Origin of the sequence: Muribaculum gordoncarteri (assembly GCF_004803695.1) — a bacterium.
GTDB classification, from domain to species: domain Bacteria; phylum Bacteroidota; class Bacteroidia; order Bacteroidales; family Muribaculaceae; genus Muribaculum; species Muribaculum gordoncarteri.
On sequence record NZ_CP039393.1, the window covers coordinates 147,368 to 165,255 of the forward strand.

13 protein-coding genes are annotated in these 17,888 nt (G+C 51.9%); 4 read left to right on the plus strand and 9 right to left on the minus strand.

Features of this window, described 5'->3' with window-relative positions:
* Positions 1-28: 28 nt before the first annotated feature.
* On the minus strand, positions 29-1,408 hold the full coding sequence (locus tag E7746_RS00690; RefSeq protein WP_136409509.1) for a UpxY family transcription antiterminator: 1,380 nt from the start codon (positions 1,406-1,408) through the stop codon (positions 29-31).
* A 403-nt stretch (positions 1,409-1,811) separates the two neighbouring features.
* Between E7746_RS00690 and E7746_RS00695 the strand changes: the two genes are divergently transcribed.
* Positions 1,812-2,483, plus strand: a complete 672-nt coding sequence (locus E7746_RS00695) for a hypothetical protein (protein WP_136409510.1) — start codon at positions 1,812-1,814, stop codon at positions 2,481-2,483.
* Between the two features lie 84 nt (positions 2,484-2,567).
* Here the strand turns inward: E7746_RS00695 and E7746_RS00700 are convergent, their stop codons facing one another.
* The 5 genes from E7746_RS00700 to E7746_RS00720 form a co-directional block, all read right to left on the minus strand.
* A complete protein-coding gene (locus E7746_RS00700) occupies positions 2,568-4,775 on the minus strand; it encodes a glycoside hydrolase family 3 C-terminal domain-containing protein (protein ID WP_136409511.1) in 2,208 nt (735 codons plus the stop codon).
* A 28-nt stretch (positions 4,776-4,803) separates the two neighbouring features.
* Complete coding sequence (locus E7746_RS00705) at positions 4,804-7,671, minus strand: TIM-barrel domain-containing protein (RefSeq protein WP_136409512.1); 2,868 nt, start codon at positions 7,669-7,671, stop codon at positions 4,804-4,806.
* Positions 7,672-8,115: 444 nt separating this feature from the next.
* Entirely contained in the window at positions 8,116-9,606 is a 1,491-nt protein-coding gene (locus E7746_RS00710) for a sensor histidine kinase (RefSeq protein ID WP_136409513.1), read from the minus strand.
* Complete coding sequence (locus tag E7746_RS00715) at positions 9,584-10,294, minus strand: response regulator transcription factor (RefSeq protein WP_123395154.1); 711 nt, start codon at positions 10,292-10,294, stop codon at positions 9,584-9,586. Before E7746_RS00715 ends, E7746_RS00710 begins: the two co-directional genes overlap by 23 nt.
* A gap of 228 nt (positions 10,295-10,522) precedes the next feature.
* Positions 10,523-11,524 carry an FAD:protein FMN transferase gene (locus E7746_RS00720; protein WP_136409514.1) on the minus strand — a complete coding sequence of 334 codons (1,002 nt, stop codon included), beginning with the start codon at positions 11,522-11,524 and terminating at the stop codon, positions 10,523-10,525.
* Positions 11,525-11,658: 134 nt separating this feature from the next.
* On the opposite strand from E7746_RS00720, the gene E7746_RS00725 reads away from it, so the two are divergent.
* The 3 genes from E7746_RS00725 to E7746_RS00735 are packed head-to-tail and all read left to right on the plus strand — an operon-like array spanning position 11,659 to position 14,029.
* Positions 11,659-12,189, plus strand: a complete 531-nt coding sequence (locus E7746_RS00725) for a shikimate kinase (RefSeq protein WP_136409515.1) — start codon at positions 11,659-11,661, stop codon at positions 12,187-12,189.
* Between the two features lie 2 nt (positions 12,190-12,191).
* Complete coding sequence (locus tag E7746_RS00730; RefSeq protein WP_168184268.1) at positions 12,192-13,379, plus strand: Rossmann-fold NAD(P)-binding domain-containing protein; 1,188 nt, start codon at positions 12,192-12,194, stop codon at positions 13,377-13,379.
* Between the two features lie 11 nt (positions 13,380-13,390).
* Positions 13,391-14,029 carry a ribonuclease H1 domain-containing protein gene (locus tag E7746_RS00735; protein WP_136409517.1) on the plus strand — a complete coding sequence of 213 codons (639 nt, stop codon included), beginning with the start codon at positions 13,391-13,393 and terminating at the stop codon, positions 14,027-14,029.
* Here E7746_RS00735 and pncB read toward each other — a convergent pair whose 3' ends face one another.
* The 3 genes from pncB to E7746_RS00750 all read right to left on the minus strand — a co-directional run bounded on the left by pncB (position 14,030) and on the right by E7746_RS00750 (position 17,883).
* Positions 14,030-15,235 (minus strand): nicotinate phosphoribosyltransferase, encoded by a 1,206-nt coding sequence (pncB, locus tag E7746_RS00740; RefSeq protein ID WP_136409518.1) that lies wholly within the window; start codon positions 15,233-15,235, stop codon positions 14,030-14,032.
* A gap of 81 nt (positions 15,236-15,316) precedes the next feature.
* Positions 15,317-15,895: a rubrerythrin gene (gene rbr / locus E7746_RS00745; protein ID WP_136409519.1), complete on the minus strand. Its 579-nt coding sequence runs from the start codon at positions 15,893-15,895 to the stop codon at positions 15,317-15,319.
* A 158-nt stretch (positions 15,896-16,053) separates the two neighbouring features.
* The gene (locus E7746_RS00750) at positions 16,054-17,883 is read right to left on the minus strand and encodes a glycoside hydrolase family 97 protein (RefSeq protein WP_136409520.1); all 1,830 of its coding nucleotides are present in this window, start codon (positions 17,881-17,883) and stop codon (positions 16,054-16,056) included.
* Positions 17,884-17,888 lie beyond the last annotated feature (5 nt).

The following is a 17,888-nucleotide window of genomic DNA, read 5'->3' on the forward strand; positions in this document are numbered from 1 at the left end:
TGGCGCCTGATGCGGTGGTGGGGCGGGGTTAGGGGATGACGGTGAGGAAGGTGGCGGGGATTTCGGCCTTGACCATGAACTGCAGGTTGAGCAGTTCGACGATGAGGTTGTAGCGTCGTCCTTCTTTTATTACGAGGCCTTCGTATCCGGCAAATGTGCCGTCGGTCACGCGCACTCTCGTTCCTTCAGCGAGGTGGCAACGGCGTTCTTCGTCGAGCATCGTCATTTCGGCGCATCGTGATATGATCCATTTGAAGCGCATCATTTCGGCTTCGGGGATTATGGCATATTCGCGTGATGTACCGGTAGATGATGTATATATTGCCGCTGTTCCAAACAGGTTGCTGCTTAATGACTTGACCTCTTCGGAGGTGGCGCGCAGGAATATGATGTTGCGTATGACGGGCTGTGTCTTGACGATGCGTTTCTTGCCTTGCATCTTGACCACCTCTTCGACGGGATAGTAGGTTTCTACGTCGATTCCTGCGGTTGACTCTATCTGCTTTAGTACGGTGTCGACGGGGGAGAACATGCGCATGGCATACCAATGGCTTTCGATGTCACACACTGATGATGCTACCTGACGCACGGCTGCGTCGATGTCGTCGCGGTCAACGGGCATGTCACGACGGTCGGCGAATTGAAATATCGAGGCTTCGGTGTTGCTGACACATTCGGCAATGACCGAGAGGTCGATGCCGCACTCTCTTGCGCATGATATCCAGCCGTTGAGCGCGGAGTCGGGGTTGAGCTGACGCTGTAGTTGCAGGTTGCGGCTGACGATGCCCAGTCGTGAGGCGTATTCGTCGAAGTCAAGTGTATCGGCAAGGGGGAAGAGTGGGGCGTTGCTGTCGGATTTCTTGTCGGGTAGCAGGCGGTCCATGCATGAGAGCCTGATTATCTTACGCCCGTCGGGAATGTTTATGTAGTCGTCGGTTATGTCGTTGAGCGTCATGAGCTTCATGCGCTCAAACGATGTGCCGCAGGTGTAGAAGCTGAACATGAACATGTCGCGTACTCGTGCGAGTGCCGGATATTGACTCATCGAGGCGTTGGCTACGGTTAAGATGTCGTCACGTGTCGTGAGGTTGGTTTCGGCATCGTTTTTCGACGATACGTTGGCAAACACCTTGTTTCCGTCGTCGACCGAGTTGTTGAAGATGGCGCGCAGCGTCATCAGATAGAGTTTTATCGTTGATGCCGACTTTTTTTCATCGACAAGCCACGTGGCAAATCTCGACAAGTCGTTCTCGTCGAAATCGGTCACATCGATGGTGTCGTTTCCCAGGAATTTACGGAATGAAGAGATGCATGCCCGATAATATTTTACCGTTGACGGTGTCTTTCCCTCGATGCTCTTGGCCAGGAGTTGCGACAGGTCGACAATTTGTTCTGCGATTTCGTGCATATAGTCGGGGGTGAAATTAAAACCTATATAATCCTGGGCGATGCTAAAATTCCCTCCATCGGCGTTATGAGTTTAGCTGACAGAGGTTTAGGACTAATTACACTGCGCAATAGCGCGACCATACCAAACATTTTCAATTACTTCTCCACAATTAAAAGCTTCGAAGCTGTGTCCGTTGTCGTTTGACGGCGACTTTGGATTTGACTGCAAAAATAGAAAATATTATTGAACTTTACAACTGTACTGTCAAATTAGGCGTGTTGATGTGGTCAATGGACGATAACGTATTTTTGAATTGAGGGTATCGGGCATAGTTAATTTTTGGTTAAATGGATGGAGTTCCGACGGTTTGTTGCTGTATTTTGATACTTTTGCAAAATATATCTATTAAAAATGTTATAGTATGAAAAGGACTTTTATCACATTTCTAATCGTGTTGATTGGCGTTGTTAATGTGTATGCTCAGCAGGTTAAGATGGAGTATGACAACAAGGCTCTGTCGTTGCCCGAGGTTATGCAGCAATACTTCAGGATAAAGGGCGTTCAGTGCATAAGTGCCACGATGAAGGGTGACTTTAACGGTAAGCGCGGCAAAATTAAGCGTATTTCATGTCACAACGGTGAGTTTTCCGAAAAGGAGATGATGTCGGAGTTTATTCATTTCGTGTTGACCGACAGCGTGGAAACGCTTGATTTCATGGCCGTGCCGATCGATAACGGCAAGATGTTGCTGGAATGCGTATATCCTGTTAACGGTCAGCCGATGTTTTCCGACACATTGGATATCGATAAAAATAAAATCCTTATGGAAACTTATACCGCCGACGATGACGCGGCATTCCCAATCTTGGCTTACTCTTCGGGAATTAAAATTGACAGTGAAATAGGCACTATGATTTGGTTCTGCGGTCTGCGCGATTCAGGCGTTGCACCGCGTAAATGGCGTGATGAGCACGGCATAGACGATTATGTCTATTATACTGTTACGCTTGAGGAGGACACGCCTCCCGGCGACAATGATCCGGTATACATGAAAGTGGCCAAGGAAGGCGGAGGAGCTTTCCACCGGCATTGACGGTTGCTTGTCGTGATATAAATAGCAAAAACAAAGGCTTGCTTCTATGCTGAAGCAAGCCTTTGTCGTTTTGTATAAATCAAATCATTTATAAGAAAACTGCAATGTCGATTTTATGTCGGTGCTTGACGAGCCTATGTAAACTTTGAATTTGCCCGGTTCGGCAATCCATTCGTGAGCCTTGTCGTCAAAGAATTTCAGGTCGTCGGGTGTTATCTCAAATTTCACGACCTTGGTTTGCGAAGGGTTCAATTCCACTTTTTTGAATCCCTTCAGCTCCTTGAGCGGACGCGGAAGCGACGACTTTTCGTCGGCGATGTAGAGCTGTACCACCTCTTTTCCGGCAACTTTGCCGATATTGGTAACCGGTACAGTGACGGTGATGCTCTTGTCGCCCTCCATAAGGTTGGATGAAAGTGAAGCCTTGTCGTACTCAAATGTGGTGTAGCTCAGTCCGTGGCCAAACGGGAACATGGCCGGAATTTTTTTGGTGTCGTGCCAGCGATAGCCTACCAGAATGTCCTCAAGATATTGCTGCTGAGGGCTCTTGCCTTCGCGCTCAATTCCGGGATAGGATTCGGCACCGAATGAGTGGGCTCCGTTGTCCTCAAGTCGCTTGGGGAATGAGAACGGAAGCTTGCCGCTCGGATTGGTCTTGCCTGAAATCACATCGGCCATCGACGGGCCTATCATTGTGCCGAGATACCAGCTTTGTATCACGGCCGGCACCTTGTCGAGCCAGGGCATTGCATAGGCGTTGCCGGTGACATTGGCCACTATCACATTGGGGTTGACTGCAACCAGCTCCTCGATTATCTTGTCCTGTCCCCAGGGGAGGTTGTACTCGCGGCGGTCGGTCGATTCGCAATCCTGGAATGCATTCTTGTTAAGTCCACCTATATATATTACTGCATCGGCATCTTTGGCCATTGCCACGGCTTGATTGCGCAACGAGTCCAATGTGTTTTGCGTTATGCGGTCTTCGCGCTCATACATGGCGCGTCCCGAGCGATAGCCTTCGGCGTATGTCACGCCGTTGCCGTAGGTGTTGCGCAGGGCGTCGAGAGGGGTGAACATGTCCTTGACTTTTAGCTCTGACGAGCCGCCACCCTCGTTGAGGAATCTGACGGCGTTTTCGCCAACCACGAGCACCTTTTTGTATTTGGCCGGGTCGAGCGGCAGTATGCCGTTATTTTTAAGGAGCACGATTGCTTCGTCGCCGATGCGCTTGGCTGCAGCGTAGTGTTCGGGTGATGTGGCCGAACCGAAGGGGCGGTCGGGATTCATCGCCGTGCGGAAGATGAGTCGCAAAATGTTGCGGGCCTTGTCGTCGACTGTCGATTCGGGCACCTCGCCGCTGCGTATCATGTTGAGGTAGGGATTGGCGAGATAGTAGTCGGAGTAGGGCGACTTGCTTTCGCTTGTGAGGCCGTTGGTCCAGGTTCCCATTTCGATGTCAAGACCGTTGAGGGCCGCCTGCTTTGTGTCGTGAGCGCCGCCCCAGTCGGTAATGACTGCGCCGTCAAATCCCCACTCTCCGCGCAGAATGTCGTTGAGCAGGCGTGAATTGTGGCAGCAATGCTCGTCCCACACCTGGTTGTATGCGCCCATGATGCTCCAGGCACCGCCGTCGACTACGGCCTTCTTGAATGCCGGGAGATATATTTCATAGAGTGCGCGATCTGAAAGCACCACATTTATGCTGCCGCGCCAGCGCTCCTGATTGTTAAACGCGAAATGCTTGACGCATGCAGCCACGCCGTTTTTCTGCAGCTCCTGGATGTAGGGGACTACCATTTCTCCCGAAAGGTAGGGGTCCTCGCCCATATACTCGAAGTTGCGGCCGTTGAGCGGTGTGCGATATATGTTAACGCCGGGACCGAGCATCACGTTCTTGTCGCGATAGCGGGCCTCTTCGCCGATGCTCTTTCCGTAGATTGCCGACATTTCAGGATTCCATGTGGCGGCAAGGGCCGTGAGTGCCGGGAATGCCGTGATGGAGTCGTTGGTCCAGTTGGAGTATCCCCAGTCGTTCCAGTTGATTTCGGCACGCACCCCGTGAGGGCCGTCGCTCATCCTTATTTCGGGGATACCGAGGCGCGGAACTCCTGCGCTTGAAAATTTGCTCTGGGCATGGCACATTCTTACTTTTTCTTCAAGTGTCATTCGTGAGAGGGCATCCTCCACACGCTCCTCAATGGGCTTTGTCTTGTCAAGATAGATCGGCTGTTGGCCTGAGGCCAATATCGATGTGCCGATTGCTATCGACATCAGTGTCGTTTTAAGTTTCATGTATTATAAGTTAAATTTTTAAGTTAAGTCAAATGTTGGCGGTCACTTTCTCACCGTTGTATTTCACAAGCTGTCCTTTGGCCTTTATGGCGTTGGGCGTTGCATGATTGCCGTCGACCTTTACTACGTTGAACAGCCTGTCGGCTTTCATGCCGGGGTATTGTCCCTCGCGACTCTCTATCGTCAGGGTAGAGCCTGCGTCGTCATATCGGAACCTTATCTTGGAAAATTCATCGCGTTCGTAGCCGTAGTTTGTGCCTTCGTCCTCATAGAGGGTGAAATCGCCGTCATTTCCGCCGTAGACAACGATAGTCATCGGTTCGTCGGACTCCTCGGCTGTCGACATTATGTCGCCGCCTGCGGGAATGATCGAACCTGCGCGCACATAGAGCGGCATCCTCTCGTAGGGCGCGTCGACAGTGATGTCGCGGCCGCCTTCAATCATCTTTCCGCTGTAGAAGTCATACCACCGGCTGCCTTCGGGGAAGTAGACGCTGCGGCTGCGTGCTCCATATTTATATACGGGGGCTACGAGAAGTGCCGGACCAAACATGTATTGATCCTTGATGTCAAATGTGGCTTTGTCGTCGGTGAAGTCCATCACCATGGGGCGCATGATGGTGTAGTCGTTGAAGTAGGTCATGCCGGCAAGCGAGTATATGTAGGGCATGAGGTTGTAGCGCAACTTTGTGTAGGCCGTTATCGACTTATAGGCCTGATGCGATTCGGGGGCGATGTTGAACACCTCGCGGAAGGGCCATTGGCCGTGGGCGCGGAAGAGCGGGGTGAAGGCTCCAAACTGATACCAGCGCGTGTTCAGTTCACGCCACTCCTTGAGGTCGTCGTTTTCTTTGCCGGTGAAGTTGTACTCCCGTTGGGCGGCTACAAAGCGGTCCTCGACACAGAAGCCGCCAATGTCCATGGTCCAGTAGGGGATTCCGCTGACCGAGAAGTTTAGTCCCGCCGATATCTGCGCTTCCATGTCCTCCCAGCGGGTTGCGATGTCGCCGCTCCATGTGGCGGTCGAGTAGCGCTGAAGACCCGAGAATCCCGAGCGGGTAAGCAGGAACACGCGCTTGTCGGGCTCGACGCCTCGCTGTCCGTTGTAGATGGCCTCGGCGTTCATCAGAGCGTAGGCGTTGAAATATTTGGCCGACGGGCCGAGTGCCGTTGGTGTCGACAGATATTTGCGATACTCGATGTCGGTGCAGTCGCGAATGTTGGGCTCGCTGGCATCCATCCACCATGCATCAAATCCGAGCGGCATGTAGTGGTCGTTCATCTGCTCCCAGAACAGCTTGCGTGCATCGGGGTCGTAGGCATCGTAGAAGGAGCCGAGATAGCCGGGGCCGACCCAGTCGCGGATGCTGTCGCGAATGGCTCCCTGGTACATCCATCCGTTTTTGTCAAACTCTTTGAAATGCTCGGTAGTGACATAGAATTTTGGCCACACCGAAATCATTACGCGCCCGTTCATTGCATGGATGGAATCGACCATACCTTTGGGGTCGGGGAATCGCTTGCGGTCAAACTCATGGCTGCCCCATGCGTCCTCCTCCCAGTGCTGCCAGTCGATGACTATGTTGTCGATGGGTATGCGGCGTTTGCGGAATTCGGCTAATGTCGACAGCACTTCGTCCTGAGTGTTGTACTTTTCGCGGCTTTGCCAGTAGCCCATGGCCCATTTCGGCATTATGGGCGATTTGCCGGTGAGAGTGCGGTAGCCGCTTATCACATCGTCCATGTTGTCGCCGTAGATGAAGTAGTAGTCGATCATGTCCTGCATCTCGCCCCACCATGTGAGTTGATTCTTCTTGTCGTCGGGTGTCGGGGCATATACGCGAAGGCCGCAGTAGGCCACGCCGCCGTTGGGCTCCCACTCAATCCTTATAGGGGTGCGCTTGCCTTTCTCAAGATCTACCGAAAATTTGTAGCTGTTGGGATTCCATGCCGTGCGCCATCGCTGTTCCACTACCGGCTTGTTGTCTATGTATATGGTCTGGTAGCCCGAGTAGTACATGATGAAGTCAAATGTGCCGCTCTCACGGGGCTCGATCTCTCCTTCGTAGACAACTTTTGAACCGTAGAAGTTGAAGTCGCGTGGCAGGTTCACCACGTGGTTGAGGTCGCCTCTTATAAGATGCTCGAAATATATCATGGGTTCCTGACGGGTCATCGTGTCGCCCTTTGCGTCGGTATAGATTCCGGTCAATGCGCCTTCGCGGCCTTCGTTGTCGTAGAGCGTGAATATGTTGCCGAGCTGTCTGTAGTCATCGGGATTTCCCCAGCGGCACAGCGAATAGCTGTCCCACAGGATGCCGTAGTTGCCGGTCGACACTACAAAGGGTATCGACACCTTGGTGTTGTACTGGAAAAGCTCCTCGTTCTTGCCTTTGTAATTGAACTCGTTGCTTTGGTGCTGGCCGAGGCCGTAGATTCCTTCGTTGTCGTCGAGCGAGAGGAATGACTGCGTTACGGTGTATCCGCCGGTGCCTTCTACGGTTATCGGCTTGAACGAGCGGCTTTCGTCGTTCTCCTGAAGTATCTTTTTACCGTTTTTGTCGAGGAATGTCACGGCTCCGGTGTGCTTGTCAACGGCGGCTTTGAGCTGCGATGTCGTGAGATACACACTGTCGTCGGTCTGTGTTACTGAAAATTCGGGGATTTCATTGACCGGCAATGCCACAAGGCTTGCGTCATCGGGAAACTTGCTGTCGGGCGATGCCGACACTCTTATTATCTTGTCGGTTACTGCTTTAAGCCTCACATTGGCTGTTGGGGTTTCGATAGTGACCCCGTCCGACAATATTTCAGTTGCCGAACTTTTGGTGCAGCTTTGGGTTGATGTGCCGATTGTCAACGCTACGGCAATCCAAAACAGGTGTAATGATTTCATGTTGCAGTATTAAATATTTTTTCCACTTACCTAAGTTGCGTCGAGCAATACTCTCCTCCATTTCTTATGCGGCATTGCGGGCCTGCGCCGATTGTAAGGGTGTAAAAGAAAAAAAGACCGCATTTGTGCGGTCTTTCGGGCCAATTGGCCTAATTATCTTGTTTGTGGTGGGGAATCGTTGTCCTCTCGACAATTATCGGCGTTTTGCCTTCAGATTCCCAACTCTTCCGAGATTTCGGTGCCTCTCTTTCGGGGAAAGGCTTAGAGCCACATCTTTTATATTACAAAATTACTATATCTTTGCAAGCGATGCTTTCGTTAATGGTAATGATCGTATGCTTTACTTATAGGAACAATCTCATGGTTGTCCTACGTGTTGCAAAGATATACAATTGATATTGCAATGGTGTTACATCTGAGTTCCAATTCTGATAATTTTGGCGCTTATTTCTGCTTATTTGGATTTGCGGTCCATTTCATAAGCGAAAATCTGAATTCCAGGCCGTGGGGCTTGTAGTTCTGAACCCTGATGTAGCCGCCGAGAACGTTTATCGTATTCTTCACGATGGGAAGTCCGAGGCCGGTTCCTCCCACCTTGCGTGAGCGTCCCTTGTCAATGCGGTAGAAGCGGTCAAATAGATGCGGAAGGTGCTCCTCCTCCACGCCGTTTCCGTTGTCGTAGAATGAGAATACGTATTCGCGCGAGTTCTGCTTCACTATCTTTATGCCGCAGTCGGTGCCGTGGGAGTGGAAGTCGGCGTTTCTTATAAGATTTATGAGCATTCCGTAGAGCAGGTTGTAGTTGCCCACGACATAGCAGTCGAGCGGAATGTCAAATGTGAACTTGATGCCGTTGGTGAGGTTTATGTTCTTAAGCTCGGCCGCAACGTTGAACACGAGTTCGTGGAAGTCGACGCGCTCTCTCATCACTCCCGAGCCTCCTTCTTCGAGGCGGGTAATTGTCGACAGGTCGTTGAGCATGTTGCACAGTCGCTCCATGTGTTCCTGGGCTTTGCCTATGAAGCGGGTGCGCGATGCCTCGTCCATTTCGGGATGGTCGGCAATCGTGTCGAGGTAACCTTTGATTACGCCCACGGGGGTCTTGAGCTCGTGGTTTATGTTGTTGGTGAGCTGCTTCGTTACACTTATTTTCTCCTCGGTGGCCTTTATGGCTATCCGGTGCTCGCGCTCCGAGCGTTCGTTGGCCTCCATCTTCTCGCGATAGAGGCTTATTATCTGTCGCGATATGTCGCCGAGTTCGTCGTGCGGGAAGTCGTCGTCGATGTTGAAGTCCTTGTCGTTGGCGGCTCGGTTGGCGAAGTCGTGCAGCAGCGATACGTTCTTGCCGAGGTATCGTGTTGTGAAGTAGGCTATTACCGAAACGATTGCCGCGAGGGCTATGATTATTATCCACAGGCTTTCGTCGACCGACATTGACTGAGCCAACGATAGGGTGTAGGGCATCGCCGTGTGCACATATATCTTGCCGTCGGAACTTGTGCGGGCTCCGAAGTAATAGTAGGGGTTGTCCTTATCGTTTTCGTCGCTGCGTCGGAATGCGGTTCCCGCTCCCTTTTGGGTGGCGTCGGCCAACTCGGGCGGAAGATTCTCCGAGGTGTATCTCGGGATGGGGGTTCCTACGCAATAGAGCAGTTCGCCCCGTTCATCGTAAATGGAAACTCTTATGCCGTTGAGCACGGAGTTCTCATAGTATTTCGCGATGAAGTTCATGAACGGAGCAAGATCTATGTCTTGATCGTAGGAGGCGATTATACGCGAGTTGATAAGTCGCAACTCATCGTTTACGCGCTGGGTTCTATAGGTCTTCTCCCTTTCGTATTGAAACAGAGCAAGAGCGATGATGATAAACCACAGCATCGCAACGAGTGGAATAAACAGTCGCCACTGATAGCTAATTGGTTTCCTTAAAGCCATATCCGAAACCTAAGCGAGTTATGATATTGTTGCCGTAGGGATCGATTTTCTTGCGCAGACGGGTTATATTGGTGTCGATGGTGCGGTTGGACACAACTACATCGTCGGGCCACACTTCACGTATAATCTCTTCACGCGAGTATATGCGATTGCGGTGAGTGAGGAAGAACAGCAGGATTTCAAACTCCGTCTTGGTCAGCGTCACGGGCTCGCCGTTGAGGAAGCAGCTCTTCTCGTTGCGGTCGATACGGAGTGTCTTGAAGGTGATGTCGGGCTCGTGGATGCTCTTTGAAAGGTTGTAGGCATATTGCTGCGACACGTGCGACCTGCGCAGCACGGCACGTACCCTCGCAAGCACTTCGCTGATTACAAAGGGCTTGGTGATGTAATCGTCGCCTCCGATGTTAAGACCCATGACGGTGTCATCTTCTCCGTCGAGTGCCGAGCAGAAGATTATCGGGGTATTTTCGGTGGCTATGTTGTTCTTAAGCCTTTTGGCAAAGTCAAATCCGCTAATCTTGTCCATCATTATGTCAAGGATGAACAATGAGTAGCTTGAAAGGTCCATGGTAAGAGCTTTTTCACCTGATAGTGCATAATCTACCTCATAGCCGTCGAGTTCAAGGTTGTATTTAAGTATTTCGCATAATGACTCTTCGTCATCTACGACCAAAATTTTAATTCGCATTGATGTCTGGTTTTTTAGTTATGCTAAGGTAATCAGAAAATATGGATTTTAATGTTAATGTGTGTTAAATGTGCATATACCGTGAACCATTCAACCCCGGGGGTGTTCTAAAGGTATAATTACTATATTTGCACTGTGTTTTTCATGGTATTAGATTTAAGGTTAATTATAAAGGGCGAGTCGTGAGACTGGCCCTTTGTAATTTTTATGACATGATGTTGATTGTAATCAGTGAATTAGCTTGGGAAACCGTGATGTAGTGCGTAGTTGCCATTGTCCGTTTTCGTCGGCTGTTACAAACAGGGCCGACACATTGTCGAGGCGCTCAATCATGTTGACGGCGCTGTCGATGTTCATTACCATGCATGCCGTGGCAAGTGCGTCGGCGGTAATGCATTCGGGGGCTACTACGGTTACGCTCAACGTGCTGTTTTCGGCCGGTCGTCCGGTGTTGGGCGATATGCTGTGGCCGTATATCGCTCCGTCGACATTGCGGAAGTTGCGATAGTTGCCCGATGTGGCTATGGCGCATGAAGTCACCGATATTACGGCAATGCCGTCATGTAGTATTGAGTCATGAGCCTGCAGGGGGGCGTCGATCATTACATTCCAGTCGGTGCCTCGCGGGCTGTTTCCGTCAACAACAATCTCTCCGCCCACCTCTATCATGAAGTTCCGGCATCCGTTTCGTCGCATCATGTCGGCTATGGCATCGCAGCCGTAGCCTTTGGCTATCGCGCTGAAGTTGAATTCGGTGTCGGGGTGCTTCTTAACTATTGTGTCCGACGGTGTCAGGAAACATTCGTCGATGCCCATTAGCTGCAATGCGCTGTCGATCTGGAGCTGTGAGGGAGTGTGTTCGGCTGCCTTGCCGCTGCCAAATCCCCAAAGGTTGATTACTGGGGCTATCGTGGGGTCAAATGCGCCTTGGCTTATGTTGTTGATATGCTTTGACTTAAGAAATACTTTGCGAAACATCGAGTCGGTTGCCATCGATTCGTTACGGTTGATTTTGCTTATTATCGACGAATCGCAGTAAGGCGATATCGACAGCTCAACTTGTCGCATTATGTCGTGTATTGAGTCGTCAAGCGATGCCGACGATGAGTATATTATGTGGAATGTAGTGTTCCACGCGACACCTTCAAGCATCTGATAGGGTTTGCGCGTGGTGCATCCGGCAATGACGGCTATTGCAGCCGCTATTATGAGTAATTTCCTTTGCAACATGATAGGACGATTAATTCTTCAAAATTAATCTATTTTATTGGAAATTTGTACTTTTTCGCCGATTTTTTCATCCTACACCGATGTAAATAATCCATGTTTTACTTAAATTTGCACTTCATACAATAAATAATGTTATGCAACCGATATTTCTTGTAGGCTATATGGGATGTGGAAAGTCCACTCTCGGACGCACGGTATCGGCCATTACCGGATGCAGGTTCATTGACCTTGACACATATATCGAAGGCCGCTATCATCGCACCGTAAAGGAGCTTTTTGCGCTTCACGGTGAGAGCGGGTTCCGTGACCTGGAGCGTAATATGCTCCATGAAGTGGGGCAGTTTGAGGATGTGGTGGTGGCCTGTGGCGGCGGCACACCATGTTTTTTCGATAATATGGATTGGATGAATGAGGCCGGAACCACCGTGTTCCTTGACACATCGGTCGACAAGTTGCACACGCGATTGATGCGCGGACGACACAAGAGGCCGTTGATAGCCGACAAAAATGACGAGGAGTTGCGCCGATTCATCGTGGATGCGCTTGAGTCGAGAATGCCTTACTATTCAAAGGCCAAGGTGGTGCTCAAGTCCGATTTGCTCGACTCGGAGTGCGAGAAGAGCGAAACCGCACATAGATTTATAAAGCAACTTAATCTTGAATGACCATGATGATAGGAGATGCTTCCCATACCCCTATGCCGCAACCTGTCGATGTGACGGTGAAGCCCCACCGAATTGCAATAGGCGTGCCTTCATGCGCCACGCTGACCGACCGTCGATTCCCCCTCACTCCCGAGGCTGTGGCAATGCTTGTGGCTCGTGGATATTGCGTGAAAATTCAGGCCGACGCCGCGTCGGTGATTCACTACTCCGACTCGCAGTACTTGCGCGCCGGAGCCGCCATAGTCGACCGCGATGAGGCGTTGCGGTGTGACATCGTGTTGCATCTTGCGCCGGTGAGTGCCGCCGATGTGAAGCGCATGCGCCGTGGTGCCATGCTGCTGTCGCTGCTTCATGCCGAACAGCAGTCGGCCGACGCTGTAAGGGAGCTGCTCAACCGTCGCATCGTGGCCGTTGCCGTGGACTTGATTCAGGATCCGAAGGGGCACACCCCGTTCTATGACATACTTGCCGAAATCGACGGGCGCGCTGCCATTGCGCTTGCTTCGTCGCTTCTTGCCCATCCCGACCACGGGAAGGGAATACTTCTCGGCGGAATCGCCGGCATAGTGCCGTGTGAGGTGACGATAATAGGCTCCGACATTGCCGCCTGTGCCGCCGCGTCGTCGGCATTGGGCATGGGCGCGATGGTGCGAATGTTTGACAACGATGTCTACCGGTTGCGTGAGGCATCGCGACTGCTCGCTCCCGGGCTTGTCACTTCGGCCATACATCCGCGTGTCCTTGAAAATGCGTTGCGCACGGCCGACATTGTGATAGCCTCGCAGGTGTCGCCGCGTTATCATGTCGATTCCGACATGGTCGATGTCATGAAGAAGGGTGTCATCGTCATGGACCTTGACTACGACTGCGGTGCCGCCTTCCCGTCGCTGCCGGCCGTTGACATATCCACGTTGTCGACCTCCAATGCCGCACTCGCTTCGGGCGGACGGATATGCTACACCTGCCCCGGAAATGCCGTGCCGCGCACTGCCGCCATGGCCCTTAGCAACACATTCCTGTCGTTGATGAACGACATCTTGTCGTGTGAGGGCGTGACCAATGTCGTGAGGATGCTTCCCGGAATGCAGCGTGCCGTCTACACATTCCTCGGAAAACCGGTCAACCGTCGCATTGCGGCGATTGTCAATATGCGTTCGGTCGACATCGCGTTGTTGCTTAACTGTTCCTAATAACGCCGCCAATGAATCAACGTAAATTTTATGTAGTGTGGAGCGGCAACGCTCCGGGCATATATGACTCCTGGGAGGAGTGTAAGGCTCAGGTCGAGGGCTATCCGGGTGCCCGATACAAGGGATTCAACTCGCTTGAGGATGCCACGATGGCTTTCAGGGGCGATGCCGAGGATGAGCTCTATGCGTTACGTGCCATAGCTGGTCACGGCACTCCTATAGTCAATTACGAGGCGTTTCCCGAAATTGAGCGTAACGCCATTGCCGTTGATGCCGCTTGTGCCGGCAATCCGGGACGAATGGAGTATCGCGGTGTGGATGTAGCGTCGGGTGTCGAGCTTTTTCGCTTCGGACCGGTCGATGACGGGACCAACAATGTGGGCGAGTTTCTTGCGCTTGTGCATGCGCTCGCTTTGTGCAAGCAGCAGGGGTGGACAATGCCCATATACTCCGACAGCCGCACGGCTCAGGCGTGGGTGCGCAACCGTCACGCCAAGACTTCGCTTGCCAAGACTCCGCGCAACGCCAAGCTGCACCAGCTCATAGCGCGTGCCGAGGCTTGGTTGAACAATAACACCTATCCCAATCGCATAATAAAATGGAAGACCGAAGAGTGGGGTGAGATTCCCGCCGACTTCGGTCGTAAATAGTTATTGCTTCATGTTGAGTGCGGCTATGAACCGCTGCACCACTTCGGGCTTTCCCGTGTATTTGCCCCAGTCTTCGCTAAGCTTGCAGGTGTCGTTGTAGAAGTCCCACGCTTCGGTGATTTTTACAGCAACAAGCTTTATCACGATGTTAAGCGGCTTCAGTCCAGGGAAGTCGTTGGTGAAGTGCGTGCCTATGCCGAATGAGGGCATGCAGTACTTCTTCGCATACTTATGCAGCTCGATTGCGCTGTCGGTGTCGAGGCCGTTACTGAATATGACCTGCTTGGTGAGCGGGTCGATGTTGAGCGACCTGTACTTCTTAACTATGTTATCGATCTGCTTGTAGTTGTCGCCGCTGTCGACACGCAGCCCCTTGAACATGTTGGCGAAATCTTCCGAGAAGTTCAGGCTGAATATGTGCCATCCGTAGGTGTCGTAGAGAAATGTTCCGAGTGCTCCGCGGAATGTGTTGCGCCACTTGTCCATGGCTATATGGTTGGCCATCTGCGGGCCATACATTCCACCTATCGCGCACACCCATTCATGAGCCATTGTGCCCATAGGCGTGAGGTCGTGCTTCATGGCGAGATACACGTTGCTCGTGCCTACAAACTTTCCGGGATGACGACCTCTTTCGTCACACTCCTTCATCGCGGCCACAACCGTGTCTTCGGCCTTGAACGATGCCCGTCGGCGTGTGCCGAAATCGCTGTAGACGCATCCCGCGCCGAGGATCCTCTCGGCTTTGTCGTAGGACTTCCGGTAGTAGGCGTCATAGTCGATTGTTTCGGCCTTGCCGGTCATGATGTAATAGAGTTCCGACACTATTGCGAGTATCTTTACCTCGAGCAGTATCGTGTCTGACCAGTTGCCTTCGATGTCGATGTGAAGGTGACCTTCACGGTCCTGATGCGCGCTCACCCATTCGCGGCGGTAGCGGAAACCCTTCAGGTAACGGTAGAACCACTCCGGGATGTAGCTGCATTTTCGTTTCATGAAGTCGATTTCACGGTCGGTGATGACGAGCTGCTCAAGCATGGCTATCTGCTCGTTGAGGCGGTCGGCGAATCCTTCGGGATACACCAGGTCGTTTCGGTCGATGAATGTGTATTTCACCCTTGCACGCGGGAAGTTCTCTATTACCGCGCAGCACATGGTGAATTTATACAGGTCGTCGTCGGTGAAGTGTGTGATTATCGGTTTCATTTGTTAGTCGATGTTACCGGTTAAACATTTGGGCCTGCAGCGGTTGCCGCAAGCCCAAACGGAAAATCATTGTCGTTATGGTCAGTCGAGAGCCATGTAATGTTCACGCGGATGGTCGCAGGCGGGACACACTGCCGGTGGCTGTTTGCCTTCGTAGATGTAACCGCACACGAGGCATTTCCACTTGATGGGTTTGTCGCGTTTCCACACTGTGCCGTCCTTTACCTGCTGGAGATAACGCTCAAATCGGTCGCAGTGATGTTGCTCTATCTCGGCGATTTCGCGGAAGTGGCGTGCTGCATCGGGGAATCCTTCCTCTTCGGCTACCTTGGCAAAGGCTATGTAGGCTTTTACGCCTTCCTCTTTTTCCTCCTTGATGGAGATTTCAAGATTGGTGGCTGTGTCACCGATCACACCGGCATCGGGAGTAAGGGCTATGTCGACAGTGCCGCCTTCAAGCATCTTCAGGAATATTTTGCCGTGACGCAATTCGTTGGATGCCGTATCACGGAATATCTCGCCGATGGGGAAATACTTCTCCTTATCGGCCTGCTGGGCGTAGAACGTGTAACGCGCATAAGCCTGGGCCTCGTTCATGTAGGAAATCGCGAGGTTCTTCTCGGTCTGTGTGCCCTTGATGCTTTTTGTTTTGTTAGCCATAAGTTTATTTGTTTAGGATTAAAATTACTTTATCATATATCTAAGAACATATATGGTAATGATTATGTTTAAGCGCGTCGTGTTAACTTTAGGCTAAAAAAGAATCTCCGCACCCATGTCGTATCAATGGATGCGGAGATTGTCTTAGGCGATTTTGGTTACTGTACTTTTATTACGAATCCGCCTCTCGGTTGCATATTTATCTTTTCAGGGAGTGAGGTTACGGTGCTTATCGACCAAGGGCTGTCGGGATTGCCGCTGTCGGTGAACATTATGCCGCTTATCTCGCCTTTATTGACGTGCGAATAGTCGGGTGTCACTTCCATCGGTTCGTCGGTTCCGTTGATGCCCGCGATGTACCAGTCGTTGCCTTTTCGGCGCGCTATCACGGTGTGGTTGCCGGGATAGCCTGCGAGCAGCTTGGTTTCGTCCCATGTCGACGGCAGCGTCGAGAAGAATTCGAGCACTTCGGCAGGTTGTGCGAGGTAGCTTTCGGGACGGTCGGCCAGATGCTGTATTCCCGATTCAAAGAGCACTGTCAGCGCCAGCTCGTGGCCGTGGCTGGTGATGTGGGGATGTTGCGAATCCGAGAATGTGCAAGGTGTATAGTCCATCGGGCCTATGACATTGCGGGTGAAGGGGAGTGTGGCGTTATGTGCGGCCGCACGATTGGTAAGTATGGGGGCGTTGTTGTACCACTCGGCTCCGTACACACCCTCTACCGACATCAGGTTGGGGTAGGTGCGCTGCCATCCGCGAGGCACTGTAGCTCCGTGAAAGTTTACGAGCAGATGATGCTTTGCCGCGCTTTCGAGCAGGTCGATGTAGTAGCTCATGGTTTCCTGGCCGTCGCCGGGGAAGAAGTCGATTTTGACTCCGGCAAAGCCGTTATCCTCAAGCCATGCAAACTCTTTTTCGCGGTCTTCGGGCTTGTTGAGTCTGAATTTCGGGCCGGGGGCTCCGTTGATCCATCCGGTGCTTGAGTTGTACCATATCAGCGGTTTTACACCTTTTGAGGCTGCGTAGGCCGCAACATCATTTATGTCGCCTCCGTTTGACATCTCGTCCCATTCGGCGTCAATGAGCGTATAGGGGAGGTTGAGCGTGTCGGCGAGGTCGATGTATTGTTTCAGAATCTGATAGTCTTTCGATCCGTGGTTGTAGGCCCAATATATCCATGAGGCCACTCCCGGCTCAATCCATGAGGTGTCGATGCGTGCCTCGGGGCTCACATCGGTCACGAGCGTCGACTCAACGATGTTGTTGAGGCTGCCTATTATCACAACTCGCCAGGGGGTGGCGGTGCATGAGGCTGACGATGCCCACTCTACGGCATACTCCGACTCGTTGTCGGTGGCTTTCAGCAGCGAAGCGCAGTTCTCTTTTTCGATGGCCGCCTCGGTGAATAGTCCCCAGGTGCTGTCGTTGAACTCTACAAGAGCGGGGTAGCCCCAGCGGTTGTGCTTTTGGTCATGTCCCGTCTGCTCGGGGAAGAAGCGCTCGTAGCCGGGGTCATACTGCTGCATCCAGCGTTTCTTGTCGGCGTCGATTGTGTATTGTGTAATCTCACCTACGATGGGTGAGTCGGGCGTGGTGACATAACGCAACGTGACGCCGTCGTTGTAGATTCGCAGTATCATCGATACACCCTCGATGTCGGTGGATGCAAACTCATATTCGTTGTACTCGTTGGTGCACACGCTCTTCTTGCCGGTGAGCATTGTGTATTCGCTCTTTACGCCGGGCGTTGTCTTTTTTAATGAAAAGTTGTTGCTGACATTTGCGCTGTCGGAGGTCATTACTCCTAATGACGATATCGTGAACAGATTTTCTGAAATGTTGCCGTTGACATATTTAACGGTCAACGTGGTCGTAGAATCTTGGTTGATGTCAAGGGCTATCTTACCGTTGGGCGAGGTAAGATGTGGTGTGCCGGCGCAGCTTGTAATCAGGAGTGCTATCGACAGAATGGCGAGAATGCGGTTCATGATTG

Coding starts and splice junctions, on each gene's coding strand:
- E7746_RS00690 (WP_136409509.1), bottom strand. CDS start 1,408: ATGCACGAAATCGCAGAACAAATTGTCGACCTGTCGCAACTCCTGGCC.
- E7746_RS00695 (WP_136409510.1), top strand. CDS start 1,812: ATGAAAAGGACTTTTATCACATTTCTAATCGTGTTGATTGGCGTTGTT.
- E7746_RS00700 (WP_136409511.1), bottom strand. CDS start 4,775: ATGAAACTTAAAACGACACTGATGTCGATAGCAATCGGCACATCGATA.
- E7746_RS00705 (WP_136409512.1), bottom strand. CDS start 7,671: ATGAAATCATTACACCTGTTTTGGATTGCCGTAGCGTTGACAATCGGC.
- E7746_RS00710 (WP_136409513.1), bottom strand. CDS start 9,606: ATGGCTTTAAGGAAACCAATTAGCTATCAGTGGCGACTGTTTATTCCA.
- E7746_RS00715 (WP_123395154.1), bottom strand. CDS start 10,294: ATGCGAATTAAAATTTTGGTCGTAGATGACGAAGAGTCATTATGCGAA.
- E7746_RS00720 (WP_136409514.1), bottom strand. CDS start 11,524: ATGTTGCAAAGGAAATTACTCATAATAGCGGCTGCAATAGCCGTCATT.
- E7746_RS00725 (WP_136409515.1), top strand. CDS start 11,659: ATGCAACCGATATTTCTTGTAGGCTATATGGGATGTGGAAAGTCCACT.
- E7746_RS00730 (WP_168184268.1), top strand. CDS start 12,192: ATGATGATAGGAGATGCTTCCCATACCCCTATGCCGCAACCTGTCGAT.
- E7746_RS00735 (WP_136409517.1), top strand. CDS start 13,391: ATGAATCAACGTAAATTTTATGTAGTGTGGAGCGGCAACGCTCCGGGC.
- pncB (WP_136409518.1), bottom strand. CDS start 15,235: ATGAAACCGATAATCACACACTTCACCGACGACGACCTGTATAAATTC.
- rbr (WP_136409519.1), bottom strand. CDS start 15,895: ATGGCTAACAAAACAAAAAGCATCAAGGGCACACAGACCGAGAAGAAC.
- E7746_RS00750 (WP_136409520.1), bottom strand. CDS start 17,883: ATGAACCGCATTCTCGCCATTCTGTCGATAGCACTCCTGATTACAAGC.